The 17218-nt window shown below is 72.5% G+C and carries 16 protein-coding genes and 1 pseudogene; 9 read left to right on the top strand and 8 right to left on the bottom strand.

Translation table 11 applies throughout. The annotated features are described in order from the left end of the window. Positions 1–32 precede the first annotated feature (32 nt). From OG286_RS11195 to OG286_RS11185, 3 genes are all read left to right on the top strand, one after another. Positions 33–197 carry a hypothetical protein gene (locus tag OG286_RS11195; RefSeq protein ID WP_396315295.1) on the top strand — a complete coding sequence of 55 codons (165 nt, stop codon included), beginning with the start codon at positions 33–35 and terminating at the stop codon, positions 195–197. 52 nt (positions 198–249) lie between these two features. Then, the gene (locus OG286_RS11190) at positions 250–1485 is read left to right on the top strand and encodes an SPFH domain-containing protein (protein WP_396323541.1); all 1236 of its coding nucleotides are present in this window, start codon (positions 250–252) and stop codon (positions 1483–1485) included. Positions 1486–2122: 637 nt separating this feature from the next. Then, entirely contained in the window at positions 2123–3835 is a 1713-nt protein-coding gene (locus OG286_RS11185; RefSeq protein WP_396323540.1) for a GAF domain-containing protein, read from the top strand. A gap of 36 nt (positions 3836–3871) precedes the next feature. Here OG286_RS11185 and OG286_RS11180 read toward each other — a convergent pair whose 3' ends face one another. From OG286_RS11180 to OG286_RS11160, 5 genes are all read right to left on the bottom strand, one after another. After that, entirely contained in the window at positions 3872–4273 is a 402-nt protein-coding gene (locus tag OG286_RS11180) for a pyridoxamine 5'-phosphate oxidase family protein (protein ID WP_405365158.1), read from the bottom strand. 91 nt (positions 4274–4364) lie between these two features. After that, on the bottom strand, positions 4365–5063 hold the full coding sequence (locus tag OG286_RS11175; RefSeq protein ID WP_396323538.1) for a response regulator: 699 nt from the start codon (positions 5061–5063) through the stop codon (positions 4365–4367). Between the two features lie 112 nt (positions 5064–5175). Beyond that, a complete protein-coding gene (locus tag OG286_RS11170) occupies positions 5176–5334 on the bottom strand; it encodes a hypothetical protein (RefSeq protein ID WP_396323537.1) in 159 nt (52 codons plus the stop codon). 393 nt (positions 5335–5727) lie between these two features. Further along, positions 5728–6378, bottom strand: coding sequence for a hypothetical protein (locus tag OG286_RS11165; RefSeq protein WP_396323536.1), 651 nt, complete (start codon positions 6376–6378; stop codon positions 5728–5730). A 52-nt stretch (positions 6379–6430) separates the two neighbouring features. Beyond that, positions 6431–7594, bottom strand: a complete 1164-nt coding sequence (locus tag OG286_RS11160; protein WP_405366048.1) for a universal stress protein — start codon at positions 7592–7594, stop codon at positions 6431–6433. Between OG286_RS11160 and OG286_RS11155 the strand changes: the two genes are divergently transcribed. The 5 genes from OG286_RS11155 to OG286_RS11135 all read left to right on the top strand — a co-directional run bounded on the left by OG286_RS11155 (position 7482) and on the right by OG286_RS11135 (position 12649). Then, complete coding sequence (locus tag OG286_RS11155) at positions 7482–8987, top strand: amino acid permease (protein WP_405362009.1); 1506 nt, start codon at positions 7482–7484, stop codon at positions 8985–8987. The two genes, OG286_RS11160 and OG286_RS11155, sit on opposite strands and share 113 nt — an antisense overlap. A gap of 19 nt (positions 8988–9006) precedes the next feature. Then, on the top strand, positions 9007–10230 hold the full coding sequence (locus tag OG286_RS11150; protein ID WP_396323533.1) for an arginine deiminase: 1224 nt from the start codon (positions 9007–9009) through the stop codon (positions 10228–10230). A gap of 25 nt (positions 10231–10255) precedes the next feature. Next, positions 10256–11260, top strand: coding sequence for an ornithine carbamoyltransferase (gene argF, locus OG286_RS11145; protein ID WP_396323532.1), 1005 nt, complete (start codon positions 10256–10258; stop codon positions 11258–11260). Positions 11261–11262: 2 nt separating this feature from the next. Continuing rightward, complete coding sequence (locus OG286_RS11140) at positions 11263–12258, top strand: carbamate kinase (RefSeq protein ID WP_396323531.1); 996 nt, start codon at positions 11263–11265, stop codon at positions 12256–12258. Between the two features lie 82 nt (positions 12259–12340). After that, a complete protein-coding gene (locus OG286_RS11135) occupies positions 12341–12649 on the top strand; it encodes a sigma 54 modulation/S30EA ribosomal C-terminal domain-containing protein (protein ID WP_396323530.1) in 309 nt (102 codons plus the stop codon). Between the two features lie 489 nt (positions 12650–13138). Here the strand turns inward: OG286_RS11135 and OG286_RS11130 are convergent, their stop codons facing one another. The 3 genes and pseudogenes from OG286_RS11130 to OG286_RS11120 form a co-directional block, all read right to left on the bottom strand. Then, positions 13139–14014, bottom strand: a complete 876-nt coding sequence (locus OG286_RS11130; protein ID WP_405363836.1) for a universal stress protein — start codon at positions 14012–14014, stop codon at positions 13139–13141. A gap of 146 nt (positions 14015–14160) precedes the next feature. Beyond that, positions 14161–14283 carry a hypothetical protein gene (locus OG286_RS11125; protein ID WP_405363935.1) on the bottom strand — a complete coding sequence of 41 codons (123 nt, stop codon included), beginning with the start codon at positions 14281–14283 and terminating at the stop codon, positions 14161–14163. 73 nt (positions 14284–14356) lie between these two features. Next, positions 14357–14578 (bottom strand): annotated as a pseudogene (locus OG286_RS11120) (oleate hydratase); the annotation flags it as partial. A gap of 233 nt (positions 14579–14811) precedes the next feature. Between OG286_RS11120 and OG286_RS11115 the strand changes: the two are divergent. Continuing rightward, positions 14812–17193 carry a phosphoketolase gene (locus OG286_RS11115; RefSeq protein WP_405365156.1) on the top strand — a complete coding sequence of 794 codons (2382 nt, stop codon included), beginning with the start codon at positions 14812–14814 and terminating at the stop codon, positions 17191–17193. Positions 17194–17218: the final 25 nt, after the last annotated feature.

Below are 17218 nucleotides of genomic sequence, written 5' to 3'. Positions count from 1 at the left end.
AGAGCCCGGTCGGAGCCGTCGGGAGGGTTACGGTGCCGATCCCGACGGACGGGCCGGGCGAGGTGCTGGTCGGCTTGCGCGGCGGGTCGGAGGTGTTCGCGGCTTGGTCCGCCGGGCCGGTCGCGGTCAACACCCGGGTGGTCGTGATCGACACGATCTCCGCCCGGTCGGTGCTCGTCGAGCCGTTGCCGCCCTGAGTCCGGCGGCCCCGCGGCCCTCGTCGAGCTGTTGCAGGTCAGGTGGTTCGTCATGTTGTTCTGGCACGTGCCCGCGCCCAACGAGGCCATGCTCATCTCCGGTTCCAAGCGGCAGTCGCAGGACACCCAGTTCCGGATCGTCACGGGCCACGGGAGCTTCGTCGTTCCCGTCAAGCAGAAGGCCCGCATGCTGTCCCTGGCCCTGCAGGAGGCGGAGATCGCCGAGGACTGCGTCACCCAGCAGGGCATCCGGCTCACCGTCCGCGCGGTCTGTGTCTTCAAGGTCGGCGACGACGCCGTGTCGATCGCCAACGCGGCCCGGCGCTTCCTGTCCGAGCAGAACCAGATGCAGGAACTGGTCGGACGGATATTCGCAGGCCACCTGCGCTCCATCATTGGTGGGCTGACCGTGGAGCAGATCATCAGGGAACGCAGCCGGGTCGCCCAGGAAGTCATGGCGGGCAGTCACGGTGAAATGGAGAAGCTCGGCATCGTGGTGGACGCCCTGCAGATCCAGGAGATCGAGGACGCCACCGGCTACATCAACAACCTCGCCGCGCCGCACGCGGCGGCGGTGGCCAGTCAGGCCCGGATCGCCCAGGCCAAGGCCGACCAGGAGGCGAGCGAACGGGAGCAGCAGGCCGCCGCGCTCAAGGCCGAGTACGAGCGGGACACCGCGATCAAGCGGGCCGGCTTCCTCGCGGAGACCGAGCAGTCCAGGGCGCGCGCCGCCCAGGCCGGGCCGCTCGCCGAGGCACGGGCCACCCAGGAGGTCACCGAGGAACAGACCGCCCTCGCGCAGCGCAATGCGGCGCTCACGGCGCAGCGGCTGGAGGCGGAGGTGCGGCGCCCCGCCGACGCCGAGGCCTACCGGAAGCGGACGCTGGCCGAGGCGGACCGCGACCGGGTGAAGTTCGAGGCCGACGCCGGCGCCTACACCGAACGGACCCTGGCCCAGGCCCAGGCGGACGCCAACGCCGCCCGCGCGGCGTCACTGCGGGACGGCAACCAGGAGCTGATCGCGGCCAACCGGATCGTGGAGGCCCTCCCCGCGCTCGCCGACGCGGCGGCCCGGGGCATGGCGGGCGCCGATCTGACCGTCCTGAACGGCACCGACGGGGTGAACCAGATCGCGGCCGGCATCGCCAGCCAGGGGCTGGCCATCCTACGGTCCCTCCAGCACTCCTCGGCGCCCACAGCGACCTCGACGGCTTCGACGACCGGCGCATCGGCCGCCGAACCGAACGTCAACGGCAGCCCCACGCCCCGGCTCCCCGACCGGAGCTGACCGTCTCCAAAGCGGCGTGCCGCAGGTTCGAGTCCTGTCGTCCCGACTTGCTTGACCGCAGGTCGTAGGCCGTTTCCGCTTCTGGCGGGAGCGGCCTTTTTGATGTTCCGTCGGTTGGTGGTCGCAGTGAAGGTCGCCGGGCCACATCGTCCAGGCGGTGGTCGGTTCGATCTCTTGTGCCGTCTGATGGGCGGCCAGGCGGTGGTGGGGGCGGGGGTCCTGGTGCCAGGGGCGCCGGGCCGGGAGGTGGGCTGGCCGAGGTCGGCGCGGTCGGCGGTGTTGCGGGTCCAGGCGATGGCGTCGACGGCCGGGAAGAGTTCGGCGGGACCGAAGGGGTCCTCTCCGGCCCTCCCGATGCTGTGCGTTCTGTCGCTGCACGTCACCAGGGAACCCGAGGCAGGGGTGCCGTGCCGAGGACCGGTGGTCCCTGGTGTGCGGACATAGGGGACTGACATCGGTGTGGCCCGGTGCCGGACGCTGCAGTGCTCGCACGTGCCGTACCCGATAGCCGTGCATGTGGTGCGTGACCTGGGAGCTTTCGCCGGTCGCCGTGATTGGGCGAGGCCCGGCCACTGTCAGGTCCGGACCCGCGTCTGCCAGAATCGACCGGTCGGTGGCCGGAGATGAGGAGGCTCGCGTGGGCGGGGACGAGGTGCGGTCGCGGATCCCGCAGCTGCGGTTGGACGAGCTGCTTGAGGAGTTGCAGGCGCGGATCGACGCGGCCCGGGGTACCCGTGACCGGGTGCACAGCCTGCTGGAGGTGGTGCTGTCGGTGGGCCGGGAGCTGGATCTGACGCAGGTGCTGCGGCGGATCGTGGAGGCTGCCGCAGTGCTGGTGGACGCCCGGTACGCGGCGCTGGGGGTGATCGGTCCGGACGGCGAGTCGTTGTCGCAGTTCCTGACCGTGGGCCTGGACGAGGAGGAGATCGGCCGGATCGGGCCTTACCCGACCGGCAAGGGGATCCTCGGCGAGCTGATCCACCATCCCGAGGCACTGCGGCTGGAGGATCTTGCCGCGCACCCGGCCTCGCAGGGCTGCCCGGCGCACCACCCGGTGATGCGGACCTTCCTCGGGGTGCCGGTGAGGGTGCGGGAGGAGGTGTTCGGCAACCTCTACCTGACGGACAAGAGGAACGGGGAGCAGTTCGACGCCGACGACGAGTCGGTGATCGCGACGCTGGCGGTGGCCGCGGGGGTGGCGATCGACAACGCGCGCCTCTACGAGGAGGCGCAGAGCCAGCAACGGTGGTTGAGCGCGAGCGCGGAGATCACCCGTGGCCTGTTGTCGGGTGCCACGCGCGGCGAGGTGATGGAGCTGATCGCGCGCCGGGCGCTGGAGATCACCGGTGCCGAGCTGGTCGACCTTTCGGTGCGCGAGGGCGGTGGCGAGGGGCTGCGGGTCGAGCTGGCCCTGGGGGGCGACCCGTCCGCGCGGTCGGGGATCCACCTGCCGCTGACCGGGACGCTGTCAGGGGAGGCGTTCAGCCTCGGAGCTCCGGTCACGACCCTGGATCTGGCTCAGGAGCCCCGGCTGACCGGCGGGCCGCGCCGGTTCTCCGGCCTGGGGCCGGCGGTGGCCGTGCCGCTGGGCCGGGCGGACGGGCAGATCGAGGGGGTACTGCTGCTGGCCAGGCAAACAGCGGAGCGGGCCTTCACCGAGCGCGAGATCGGGCCGCTACTCGGGTTCGCCGACCAGGCCGCGTTGGCGCTGGAGCTGGCGGACCGGCGACGGGACGCCGAGCAGCTGGCGATGCTGGAAGACCGCGACCGAATCGCCCGTGACCTGCACGACCTGGCCATCCAACGGCTGTTCGCGACCGGGATGACGTTGCAGAGCGCGGCCCGGTTCATCGAGCACCCTGGAGCTTCGGACCGGGTGCTGCGGGCGGTCGGGGATCTGGACGAGACGATCAAGATCATCCGTTCGACGATCTTCGGCCTGAGGGCACGCGAAGATTCGGCCGCTCATGGACTGCGTTCGCGGGTGGTGCGGGTGGTCGAGGAGGCGCAGGCGGCGCTGGGCTTCGCCCCGCGGCTGAGCATGGAAGGCCTGCTCGACACGGATGTTCCGGGCCAGGTGGCTGACCACGTGGTGGCGGTGCTGGGCGAGGCGCTGAGCAACACGGCCCGGCACGCGAAGGCCGGCCGGGTCGAGGTGGCGTTGCGGGCGACTGGAGCCGAGGTGGTGCTGACCGTGCAGGACAACGGCGTCGGCATCCCGGAGCAGGGGCGGCGCAGTGGGCTGCGCAACCTGGCGGACCGTGCCGAGAGCCTGGGCGGGGCGCTGGAAGTGTCGAGTCCGCCCGAGGGCGGGGCCCGGCTCGTCTGGGCGGTGCCGCTGGAGGGCTGACCGCTGCCGAGGGGACGTGGCCGCGCGTTCTCGGTGTCAGCCGTGCGGGGCGAGGTCGGCAGCGGGCAGGAGGCGGCCGGTTACCCACTCGGGGTGGATCCGGATGGTCACCTGGTCTGCGGGCGGTGCAGCGGGGGCCCGAGTGGCAGCACCTTCCCCGGTGGTCTCGGCGGTGCCGAGGATGGTGACGCTCCAGCCGCTGCCGTCGGCTGTGCTGATCTCGTCAGCCTGGAAGGCGACGAGTGCCCCCGCGACCGCGCGGAGGACTTCGGAGCCGGCGGTGGCCTGCAGCACCACGCTGCCGTCATCGTCGAGGCGGTAGCGGGTCGGCAGGACAGCGGGCAGAGCGCCGACGGTGTAGACGACGCGCCCGACCGGTGCCCCGGCCAGCAGGCTCAGGCAGTGTCGCTCATCGAGCGGCGTGGTGTCAGGTGTCATGGCATCGATGGTCGTCCGGTGCCGGCGGGTGTGGGAGAGGCCGTTGGTCCCCCGACCGGTGGCCGGGCGGCCCGACTGCCAGGGGCGGGAATCAGTGGACGTGCCGGCCGGTCGGCTTGTCGTGGTTCGCCAGGGCTTGGGTGGCGATGACGGCGGCCTGGACCCGGCGCTCCACGCCGAGCTTGGCCAGGAGGCGGGAGATGTGGTTCTTGACGGTCTTCTCGGCGAGATAGAGGCGCTGGCCGATCTGTCGGTTGGTCAGGCCCTCGCCGATCAGGGCGAGGATCTCCCGCTCGCGGTCGGTGAGCTGCGGGAGGTCGGAGGCGGGCGGGGCGGTGTCGCCGCGCAGGCGGGCCATCAGGCGGGTGGTGGCGCCGGGGTCGAGCATGGACTGTCCGGAGGCGACCGTGCGGACGGCGGAGACGAGGTCGGTGCCGCTGATCTGCTTCAGCACGTATCCGGAGGCGCCGGCCATGATCGAGTCCAGCAGCGCCTCCTCGTCGTCGAAGGAGGTGAGGATGAGGCAGGCCAGGTCGGGCATGCGTGAGCGCAGCTCTCGGCAGACGGTCACGCCGTCGCCGTCCGGCAGTCGCATGTCGAGGATCGCCACGTCGGGGCGTAGTGCGGGGACGCGGGCGAGTGCCTGCTCGACCGTTCCGGCTTCGCCGACCACGGTCAGGTCGGGTTCGGCATCCAGCAGGTCGTGCACGCCGCGGCGGACCACTTCGTGGTCGTCGAGCAGGAACACCTTCACCGAGTCGCCCGCCCGGTCCGCCGTGCTGTCTGCCATCGCTTCTCCGTACTTGCTGGACCCGCCGCCGGAACGGGACGAGTGGGATCGTCGGGCAGTCTGCCTGCCGCTCCGGCACGTGCGATAGGGCCGGACGGCCCTATTCTCCCGGTCACGGGCGGGCGGAGTCGGCCAACTCGGCCGCAGCGGGGGCCTGGCCGTCCGCCTCCGGCAGCTCGGCGCGGAGGCGGGGGGTGGGACAGCCGGCCGGTCCGTAGCCGATGCGCAGCAGCATCTGCGGGGCGCAGCGGCCGTGTTCGGGGTCGGCCATCTGCGCACGCAGGTAGCTCGTGCGGTGAGGCCGAGCAGGGCGCGGCGCTCGCGGGGCCCCGTCGGTGCAGGTCTGCGCCGTCGAGCCGGGCGGCTTCGGCGAGTTCGGCGAGGACGGCGGCGGGTACCGGCTCGGCGGAGAACGGCAGGCGGCTGCTGCGCCGGCGCCAGATGGCCTGGTAGAGGTCGGGGCGGCGCAGCAGGGCCGCACGGGGTGCCCCGGCGAGACGCACGGTGGCCAGCGGGTCGGGCTCCTCGGGCCGGGGCAGCAGGCGGACGACGGGTTCCCAGCCGACGTGGAGGGCGGCGGCCTGGAGGTTGCCGAGCGCGGCGCCGACCGAGATGTGGACGGCCCGGGTACGCGGGTCGGTGAGTACCGGTGCGAGTGCCGGGTTCAGCTGCGCCGAGGGCCGTCGGTGCCGGGCCGGCGGGAGGCCCGTCCGGTCCACACGGGTTCCAGCTCCGCCCAGGCACGTTGCCAGGCACCGTCGGCACGGTGGTCCAGTGACCGCAGGCGCAGGCCCAGGCCGCCGGCGATGAGGACGAACAGGAGGCCCACGGCGAGCAGACCGACGATGACGGCGTCGGAGACGAGGTCGGCGGTGCTGGCCGGAGCGGTGGTCAGGCGGCCGGTGTCGGCGACCCAGACGCCGACGGCGGTGCCCGCCTGGGCCTGTCGCCTGACGCCCACGGTGCCGGTCTGCTGTTGCCCGGCGGGGTAGGTCCAGGTGGCCGTGGCCTGGTAGCGGGGGGCCGCAGTGTCGGTTCTGTCGGTCGTGGTGCTGGTTGAGGTGAGCAGGAGGGCGTCCAGGTGGTGCAGGCGGGTCGCCGCCGCAGCTGCGCGGTGCTCGGCGGAGTCGAAGTCGGTCCACGCAGCGGTAGCGCCGAGCATGAGGGCCAGAGCGGTGGCGACGGAGGCGAGGAGCCCGGCTCGGCTGCGGGCCCGGTCCTCCGGTCGGGCCAGCTCGTTGCGTTCGGCGCCGAGCGCCCGGCGCAGGCTGCGGCGCCACGGGCGGATGGGACGGGTGTGGGGAGTGCGGGTCATGGTCGGACTGCCCTTCGGTGGTGGGTGAGCGGCGGGGAGCGGCGGGGCGAGCTCAGGTGTGCGGGATCACCGCGACCGGGGCGGCGGCGTGGTGGAGCACGGCGTGGGCGACGGGACCGAGCCGCATGCCCAGGGGGTGGTGGCGGTCGTGGCGGCCGACGATGACCAGGTCGGCGCCTTCACCGGCGGCGACGACCGCGCGGGCCGCGCTGCCGTGCCGGACCTCGACGACGAGCGGGACGTCCGGGTGAGCGGCTCGCCCCGCGGCGGGCGATTCGGTGAGCAGGCGTTTCACGGCGGCCTCCCGCGCGGCGATCTCCGAGCGTGGCGGCACCCAGCTGGTGGCGGCCCACAGCGGCACCGGATCCCAGCCGTGGACGGCCCGCAGGCGCGCGCCACGCCGGGCGGCCTCGGCGAACGCGAAGGCGAGGACCGCGCCGTCGGCTTGACCGGTCTCGACCCCGACGACGACCTCGCCCCGGGACACCGTGCCGGGCTGGGGCGAGGAGGGCCGGTCGGCCCGGACCAGGACCGTCGGGGTGTTGACGCGAGCCGCCACCGCCAGTGCGACCGAGCCGGTCAGCAGGCCGGCGAAGCCGCCGAGGCCGCGTGAGCCGAGCACGAGGAGTTCCTGGCCTTCAGCCGCCTTGACCAGCGCGTCGACCGGATCGTCTCCGATCACGGCGGTCTCGATGACGAGCCCGGGGTGGTCAAGGCGGATGTGGAGGCCGCGCTCTCGCTGCTCGGGGATCCGTCGATCCCGGTCAGGACATGGCGGGTCATCAGTGCTCTCCTCCAGGGTCGTCGGCTGGTCTGCGGTCGGGGCCTCTGCTCGGTCCTTCGCCGAGAGAACTCTGTCGGCGGCGATCCGGCCGGCCCAGGGACCGAGGGGGCCGAGGAGTGGGCCGGTGGTCCCTGGCCGCACCGGATCCCGGGCAGCTGGGAGCCCCGGGACCAGTGGGGCGTGGGGAGGGGACCGGTGGCGCGTGATCAGGGCCCGATGGTCCCTGGGGTGACCGCCGGTCGCGACCCCAGGATCGTCACCGTGAGCGACGGACGCACCGGTGTCCGTCTCCCCGGGGCAGATCGCAAAGGAGCACCAGATGTCCGCACACGGTCGCGGAAGACCGCAGCAGGGCAAGGCGGTTGACGGAACCAGAGGAGTAGGAAGCGGCTTCGGGCTGCCCGCCGCGACCGCGCTGGTGGTCGGCAGCATCATCGGTACAGGGGTGTTCGCGCTGCCGTCCGCGCTGGCACCGTACGGGCCGATCGCGCTGGTGGCGTTCGTGCTGGTGACGATCGGCGCGCTGGCGTTGGCGATGGTCTTCGGGCGGCTGTCGGAGCGGGTGCCGGGCAGTGGTGGACCGTACGTTTACGCCCGGGAGGCGTTCGGCGAGTTCGCCGGGTTCCTCACGGCCTGGTCGTACTGGATCACCGCCTGGGCGGGGAACGCGGCCATCGCGGTGGCCTGGGTCGGCTATGTCGAGGTGTTCGTCAACAAGGGGCACCACACCTGGGGTTCGCTCGGGATCGCGCTGGCGGGCCTGTGGCTGCCGGCGCTGGTCAACCTGACCGGGGTGCGCAACATCGGTGCCTTCCAGGTGGTCACCACGGTGCTGAAGTTCCTGCCATTGGCGTTCATGGCCACCGCCGGCCTGCTCTTCATCAAGGCAGGGAACTTCGGCGCCTTCAACGCGAGCGGGGGTTCCGCGCTCGGCGCGGTCTCGGCGGCCGGGGCGATCGCCCTGTTCAGCTACATCGGCCTGGAGACCGCCTCGGTGGCCGCCGGTCGGGTGCGCGAGCCGAAGCGCAACGTGCCGCGAGCCACCATCTACGGCACCCTGGCCTGCGCTGCAATCTACCTGCTCGGCACACTCGCGGTCTTCGGCACCGTACCGCACGCCCAACTCGGCTCCTCCGCAGCACCGTTCACCGACGCCATGAACAACATCGCGGGTGGCCACTGGGCCGGCAACCTGGTCGCCGCCGCGGCGATCATCTCCGGCCTCGGCGCACTGAACGGCTGGACACTGATCTGCGCCGAAATGCCGATGGCAGCCGCCCGCGACGGGCTCTTCCCCGCCGCCTTCACCGGCACCCGGGGCCGGAGCGAGGTACCCGCCTTCGGCATCATCTCGGCCACCCTCCTGGCCTCGGTACTCACCGTCGTCAGCTACACCAGCTTCACCAAGGTCTTCACCGAGATCGTGCTGCTGAGCGTGCTCACCGCCGTCATCCCGTACCTGATCTCGGCCGCAGCCCAGCTGTACTGGCTGGTGGTGCGCGGCCGTCAGGAGCTGGAGCGGCGGCGCTTCGCCCGCGACGTCACCGTCGCGCTGCTCGCCCTCGCCTTCTCGTACTGGTCGATCCAGGGCAGCGGCTACCAGACCGTCTACTACGGCCTCTTCACCATCCTGCTCGGCATCCCCGTCTACATCTGGTTGAAGCGCCCGAACACCGCGGCCCAGACCACAGCCTCGACCGGGGACACCGAGACCGAGCCGGCAGTCCCCACCACTGCGCCGCTGTCGAAGGCGGCCCGTACCGCCCGCCCGGTGGGACTGCCGACCATCCTGCGCCGCGTACTGACCACGCGTCACCAGCACTGAACCCCCGAGGAGCACCCCCATGTCCACCCTGCGTGTCGATTCCGAGGCCGGGCGCCTGCGCCAGGTGATCCTGCACCGCCCGGGCCTGGAGCTCTCCCGGCTGACCCCGCGCAACGTCGACGAACTACTCTTCGACGACATCCTGTGGGCCAAGCGGGCCCGCGAGGAGCACGACGCCTTCGCCCAGGTCCTGCGCGACCACGGCGTGCGCGTCCACCACTACGCCGAGCTGCTCGCCCAGACCCTCGAACTCCCGCCCGCCCGGGCCTGGCTGCTGGGACAGGTCGTCACCCCGGCCACGGTCGGCCCGGCCCTGATGGAGCCGGTCCACGAGCTGTGCCTGCAACTCGACGGCCAGACCCTGGCCGCGTACCTGATCGGCGGCGTCCTCAAGGACGACCTGCCGCTGCGCAACCCGCACAGCCTGGCCTGGCACACGCTCGGCGAGCAGGACTTCGCGCTGCCGCCATTGCCCAACCACCTCTTCCCACGCGACAACTCCTGCTGGATCGGTGGGCGTTACAGCCTCAACCCGATGGCCAGGCCCGCCCGCCGCCGGGAGACCCTGCACACCGCCGCGATCTACCGCTTCCACCCGCTGTTCGCGCAGGCCCCGCCCCCGCTGCTCGACGGCACCACTACGGCTCCCGGACTGAGCCTGGAGGGCGGCGACGTGCACGTGCTCGCACCGGGCGTGGTCATGGTCGGGATGGGGGAGCGCACCACCGCCCAGGCCGTCGAAGCCCTCGCCCAGCAGTTGTTCCTGACCGACACCGCGCACCGGCTGATCGCGGTGCGGCTTCCGGAAAGCCGCGCGTTCATGCACCTGGACACCGTCATGACGATGATCGACCGCGACACCTTCGCCGTCTATCCGGGCCTGGCCGACCGGCTGCGCTCCTGGACCCTCACGCCCGCCCCCGAGCGCCCCGCCGGCTTCGACGTCACCCCCGACACCGACCTCGCCGGCTCCCTCGCCGAGGCGCTCGGCCTGGACAAGGTCCGCCTCCTGTCCGCCGAGCAGGACGTCCGGGCCGCCGAGCGCGAGCAGTGGGACGACGGCAGCAACTTCCTCGCCATCGAGCCCGGCGTGGTCGTCGGCTACGAACGCAACACCGTCACCAACACCTACCTGCGCAAGCAGGGCATCGAGATCGTCACCATCGCCGGCTCCGAGCTGGGCCGTGGCCGCGGCGGCCCGCGCTGCATGAGCTGCCCCATCCAGCGCGACCCCGCCAACTAGCCACCCCACCAGGAGGAACACTGCCATGACCGCCACCCTGCACGGCCGCCACTACCTGCGCGAACTCGACTTCACCACGGCCGACATCCACCACCTGCTCGACCTCGCCGCCGGCCTCAAGGCCGCTCGCGCGGCCGGCACCGAGCGCCGGCACCTCACCGGCAGGCGCCTCGCGCTGATCTTCGAGAAGACCTCCACCCGCACCCGTTGCGCCTTCGAAGTCGCCGCCGCCGACCAGGGCGCCACCACCACCTACCTCGGCCCCGACAGCTCCCACATCGGCCACAAGGAGTCGGTCGCCGACACCGCCCGGGTGCTCGGGCGGATGTACGACGGCATCGAGTACCGCGGCTTCGCCCAGGACACCGTCACCGAACTCGCAGCGCACGCCGGGGTGCCGGTCTACAACGGTCTCACCGACGAGTGCCACCCCACACAGAGCCTGTGCGACGTGTTCACCATGCGCGAGCACAGCCACAAGCCGCTGGAGCAGATCTCCTTCTGCTACCTGGGCGACGCCCGCAACAACACCGCCAACTCGCTCATGATGATGGGCAGTCTGCTCGGCATGGACGTGCGGATCGCCGCCCCGCGCGAGCTGTGGCCCGACCCGCTGCTGGTCTCCGAGTGCCTGCTGCTCGGGCAGGAGAGCGGCGCCCGGTTCACCCTCACCGACCAGGTGGAGGACGCCGTGCGCGGCGCGGACTACCTCTACACCGACGTCTGGGTCTCGATGGGTGAGGACCACGACCGGTGGAAGGAGCGCATCGACCTGCTGCTCCCGTACCAGATCAACGCCAAGACCATGGCCGCCACCGGCAACCCCGACACCGCCCTCCTGCACTGCCTGCCGGCCCTGCACGACCGACGTACCGACCTCGGCGCCGAACTCGCCGCCGAACACGGCCTGGAGGGCCTGGAGGTCACCGACGAGGTCTTCGAGTCGCCCGCCTCACTGGTCTTCACCCAGGCGGAGAACCGCCTGCACACCATCAAGGCGATCCTCGTCGCCACCCTCGGGAGGGACTGACCATGCGCATCGTCGCCGCCCTCGGCGGAAACGCCCTGCTCCAACGGGGCGAACACCCCGACGCCGCCGTCCAGCAGCACCACGTCCACGACGCCGCCCGCTCGCTCGCCGAACTCGTCCTCGCCGGACACCAACTCGTGATCACCCACGGCAACGGGCCCCAGATCGGCCTGCTCGCCGTCGAGAGCGAGAGCGACCCGGCCCTGACCGCCCCCTACCCGCTGGACGTCCTCGGCGCGCAGACCCAGGGCATGATCGGCACCCTGCTCGCCCGCGAACTCGCCGGCCGCCTGCCCGGCCGCGCCGTCACCGCCCTGGTCACCCACACCGAGGTCGACCCCCACGACCCGGCCTTCCACCACCCCGACAAGTTCATCGGCGGCCGACTCACCGACCACCGGGCCAGGATGATGGAGCTCGAACGCGGCTGGACCTGTGCCCGCGACGGCGACCACCTGCGCCGCACGGTCCCCTCGCCCCTGCCGAAGGCGATCACCGAGGTCCCCGCCATCCGCGCCCTGCTGGCGACCGGAGCCGTCGTGATCGCCGCCGGCGGCGGCGGAATCCCGGTCGTCCACAACCCGGACACCGGCCAGGTGCGGGGCGTGGAAGCCGTGGTCGACAAGGACCGCACCGCCGCCCTGCTCGCCGAACAGCTCGACGCCGACGCCCTGCTGATCCTCACCGACGTCACCCACGTGTTCACCCGGTTCGGCGCCGCCCACCCCGGCCCGCTCATCACCGTCACCCCCAGCCGGCTGCACGAGCTCGACCTGCCCGCGGGCTCGATGCGCCCCAAGGCCGAGGCCGCCGCAGCGTTCGCCGAACGGACCGGTAACCTCGCCGCCATCGGCCCGCTGGACGACGCCCTCGGCGTGCTCCTCGGCACCACCGGCACCACCGTCCGCGCACTGCCCGCACCGGGTGACCGGGGACCTGCGGCCCTGCCGACGGGACCTTCGGCCCACGGCCCGGCCGCACCGCACGCGGCAGTCTGAACCCACGCACGCACTGGGTCGGAGCGGCGGATCGTACGGCACAAATCCGACAGCCTGGCGCGGCAGACGCCCCTGGGAGGCGGTGTTCGAACTGGAAGCCATGGACTACGACTTCCACCTGTTCACCGACGCGACGAGCGGCTTCGACAGCGTGGTCCGCCGCGGCCCAGCCGCTGAGGGGTACCGGCTGACCACCGGCAACCCGCAGGCCGAACGGGTGCTGCCGGTGAGCACGCTCGGCGTGCCGCGGCTCGCCGTGGCAGATGCGGTCGCGCGCCTGGACCTGAGCGGCCTGCCGTTCGTGTTCTTCACCGACGCCGCCACCGGCCGCGGCTACGTGCTGTACCACCGCTACGACGGCCACTACGGCCTCATCACTCCCGTGCCGTAGGGGGCGCGGGTCAGGCCCGGCGGCCGTGGGGGCTGGCCGGGTACGAAATGCGGGGCCGGGGACGGTGTGGAGCCGTCCCCGGCTTTCGCGTACCCGCTGCACGGCCCGGTCGGCGCAGTTGCCCGGTGGGTCCGGCCTCGTCGGTCCGGCGCGCTGCTTGCGCTGTGTGCCGGCGGCGCGCTCCGGTCTCCCCGAGGAGCAGCGCCGCTGTGCCTTGGCCGGCCAGGCCCGTGCCCGTCGGGTGCTGGTGCGGATCGCAAGGGGGCGACCGGGGGGCGTGGCAGCGGTCCACTCGTCCAGGGCTCCACGGCACTGGGCGGCGATGCCGGGTGGCAGGTCACGTTCCCGGCCGATCCGAGTGGATCACCGTCGGGTGCCGGGCCCCGTCCGGCGAACGCCGTCAGAAGACCGGTGTAGGCCGGGACATGCGAAGAGGGTGGTGGACGCCCGGGCTTGCCGGAGTCCACCACCCTCGATGTACAGGGCGGGTCAGTCGTGCGGGACGACGGCGACCGGTGACTGCGCGTGGTGGAGTACGGCGTGGGCGACCGGTCCGAGCCGCATGCCGGCGTGGTGGTGCGGGCGGCGCCGGCGGCCCACCACGAGGAGGTCGGCGGCGGCGCAGGCGTCGACCAGGGCTGCGGCCCCGCTGCCGATCCGGCTGTCCCGGACCACCGCGACCTCGGGGTACTTCTCCTGCCAGCCGGTCATCGCCAGCGTGAGGAGTTCGTCCTCGATCGCCTGGAACTGCTCGGCCTCGGGCTGCGGGGGCACCCAGCCGGCGTAGCCCCACACCGGCGGCGGCGTCCAGCCGTGCACGGCGCGCAGCACCGCGCCACGCCGGGCGGCCTCGCGGAAGGCGAAGTCGAGGACGTCCGTGGCGGGCTCGCGGGTGTCGACACCGACGACCACCTCGGGTCCGTCGGGCCCGGTGGGGCGCTCGGTCTCGCCGGAGCGGACCAGCACGGTGGGGACCTCGCTGCGGGCGGCGACGGCCAGACCGACGGAGCCGACCATGAGTCCGCCGAAGCCGCCGAGCCCGCGGGAGCCGAGGACCAGCATGCGAGCGTCGGCGGCCGCGTCGACCAGCACGTCGACCGGCTCGCCGCCCCCGATCAGCTCGGCGCGGATCTCCAGGCTCGGATGGGTGGTCCGGATCGCCTGCTTGGCGTCGGAGAGCATGCGCGTGGTCAGGGCGCGGACATCGGCCGGTAGGCCGGGGTCGGTGTGGATGTCGTCGAGCCAGGTCTGGGCGTGGACCAGGCGCAGCGGCAGGTCGTGGCGGTCGGCCTCGTCGGCCGCCCAGCGGGCGGCGGCGGTGCTCTGCGCCGAGCCGTCGATCGCGGCGAGCAGGTAGTCGGCCATGGGTGAATCCTCTCCGGAGCGGGGTACGCGGGATGCGTGGTCGTGTCGGGTCAGTCTTCGTGGACGCGGGTTGTCGGACCAGGGCCGGCCGGTGCCCGGCGCACGGCCCGAAGGTCCTGTACCGGGCGCCGGCTCGGCTGCGGTGTTCACGCGAAGGCGGTCCGCAGGGCCCGCAGGGCCGTGGCGGGTTCGGCCAGGGCGTGGTGGACCGGCGGGATGGGCAGCTTGAGGCCGAGCAGCTGGTAGACGGCGTGCATGGCGCCGCGCACGGAGTACTCGACGGTGAAAGACGACGTCCTCGGGGATCTCGACGTACTGGCCGAGGAAGGCGAAGTTGCGGGCGCCGTGCGGGATCACGCGCGGGCGGTCGTGAACGGCGCGGCGGGCGAACTGGCTGGTCATGTAGGGCATCATCACGGTGGTGACGGTCGTGGTGGCGCGGGCCTCGTCGGCGATGTCCTCGAAGCCGAGCTGGCCCAGGAGTTCGGTGACCTTCGGGTCGTCCAGTGTGGGGATCGTCTCCAGCAGGTTCCACAGGCAGGTGTACGCCTCGTCCTCCAGCATCCGCCCGCCGCGGGCCGACAGGCCCCGCTCCAGGGCCATTCGTCCTCGGCATCGCGGCCCATCACGCCCCGCCCGCGGTGCGCGGGAGGTTCGGCTGGGCCGCAAGTCCCTCTCCCAGCCGCTGGGCCATGACCCGGTCGGCCCTGTGTCCGGCCGGGTGCGCGGCGTGACGATGGGTACGGCCCGCCGTCGGCGGCCAGCGAAGTCGACCGATTCCCGAGGAGACCGCCGCCATGACCGTGACCGCCTCAACGCCCGGAGATCCGACCGAGGCCGAACTGCGGGCGCTCGATGCCCACTGGCGGGCCGCCAACTACCTCGCGGCCGGTCAGATCTACCTGATGGCCAACCCGCTGCTTCGCGAGCCGCTGCGCCCGGAGCACATCAAGCCCCGGCTGCTGGGCCACTGGGGGACCTCGCCGGGCCTGAACCTGGTGTACACCCACCTCAACCGGGTGATCTCCGGGCGTGACCTGGACGCCATCTGCGTCTGGGGCCCCGGCCACGGCGGCCCGGCGGTGCTGGCCGGCTCCTGGCTGGACGGCAGCTACACCGACACCTACCCGTCCGTCACCCGGGACGCCGACGGCATGGCGAGGCTGTTCCGGCAGTTCTCATTCCCCGGCGGCGTGCCCAGCCACGTCGCCCCCGAGACCCCCGGGTCCATCCACGAGGGCGGCGAACTCGGCTACGCCCTCTCGCACGCCTACGGCGCCGCCTTCGACAACCCCGCCCTGCTGGTCGCCTGCGTGATCGGCGACGGCGAGGCGGAGACCGGCCCGCTCGCCGCCTCCTGGCACAGCGACAAGTTCCTCGACCCGGTGCACGACGGCGCGGTGCTGCCGATCCTGCACCTGAACGGCTACAAGATCGCCAACCCGACGGTGCTCTCCCGCCTGCCCGAGGCGGAGCTGGACGCCCTGCTGCGCGGCTACGGCCACGACCCGCTGTACGTCACCGGCGCGGACCCGATGGCCGTGCACCACGCGATGGCCAACGCCATGGACACCGCCCTCGACCGGATCGCCACCATCCAGCGCGCCGCCCGCGAGGACGGGGTCACCGAGCGTCCGGCCTGGCCGGTGATCGTCCTGCGCACTCCCAAAGGCTGGACCGGCCCGCACGAGGTGGACGGCCTGCCGGTGGAAGGCACCTGGCGGGCCCACCAGGTGCCCTTGGACCAGGTCCGCACCAACCCCGCCCACCTCGCCCAGCTGGAGGCATGGCTGCGCTCGTACCGGCCCGAGGAGCTCTTCGACGAGCACGGCCGGCCCACCGAGCAGGTACTCGCCTGCATCCCGCAGGGCAGCCGACGGATGGGGGCGAACCCGCACGCCAACGGCGGCCTGCTGCTGCGCGACCTGCCGGTGCCCGCGCTGGAGCGCTACGCCGTCCCGGTCGACAAACCCGGTTCGAGTCTCCACGAGCCCACCCGAGTGCTCGGCGACCTGCTCGCACAGGTGATGGCGGACACCGGCGAGCGCCGCGACTTCCGGATCGTCGGGCCGGACGAGACCGCGTCCAACCGGCTGCAAGCGGTCTACTCCGCGACCGGCAAGGCCTGGCAGGCGGCCACCCTGCCCACCGACGAGCACCTCGCACACGACGGCCGGGTGATGGAGGTCCTCTCCGAACACACCTGCCAGGGCTGGCTGGAGGGCTACCTGCTCACCGGCCGCCACGGACTCTTCTCCTGCTACGAGGCGTTCGTCCACATCGTCGACTCGATGGTCAACCAGCACATCAAATGGCTGCGCACCACCCGGCGGATCCCCTGGCGCGCCCCGATCGCCTCCCTCAACTACCTGCTCACCTCCCACGTCTGGCGCCAGGACCACAACGGGTTCTCCCACCAGGACCCCGGCTTCGTCGACCACGTCCTCAGCAAGAGCCCCGAAGCGGTGCGGGTCTACTTCCCGCCGGACGCCAACACCCTGCTCGCCACCGCCGACCACGTCCTGCGCAGCCGCGACTACGTCAACGTCGTCGTCGCCGGGAAGCAGCCCTGCTTCGACTGGCTCACCCTGGAGGAGGCCCGTGCCCACTGCGCGCGCGGCGCCGGGATCTGGGAGTGGGCCGGCAGCGACGACGGCAACGGCGAGCCGGACGTGGTGCTCGCCTGCGCCGGTGACGTGCCGACCCAGGAGGTGATCGCCGCCGCGCTGCTGCTGCGCCGTCACCTGCCGGACCTGCGGGTGCGCGTGGTGAACGTGGTCGACCTGGCCCGGCTGATGCCCGCCGAGGAGCACCCGCACGGCATGCCCGACGCCGAGTTCGACGCCCTGTTCACCCGCGACAAGCCGGTGATCTTCGCCTACCACGGCTATCCCTGGCTGATCCACCGCCTCGCCTACCGCCGCACCGTCCACCCGCATCTGCACGTGCGCGGATACAAGGAGTCCGGCACCACCACCACGCCCTTCGACATGGTGGTCCGCAACGACCTCGACCGCTACCGCCTGGTCATGGACGTCATCGACCGCGTCCCTGGTCTGGCGGTCCGAGCCGCCGTCGTCCGCCAGCAGATGGCCGACCAGCGCAGCCGGCACCACGACTGGATCCGCGAACACGGCACCGACCTGCCCGAGATCGCCGACTGGCAGCCGGGCAGCTGACCCGGACCGAAAGGCGGAAGGAGAC

It is taken from the genome of Kitasatospora sp. NBC_00039 (genome assembly GCF_045160625.1).
Lineage (GTDB): Bacteria > Actinomycetota > Actinomycetes > Streptomycetales > Streptomycetaceae > Kitasatospora.
This window is presented reverse-complemented; position numbering and strand designations above follow the sequence as displayed.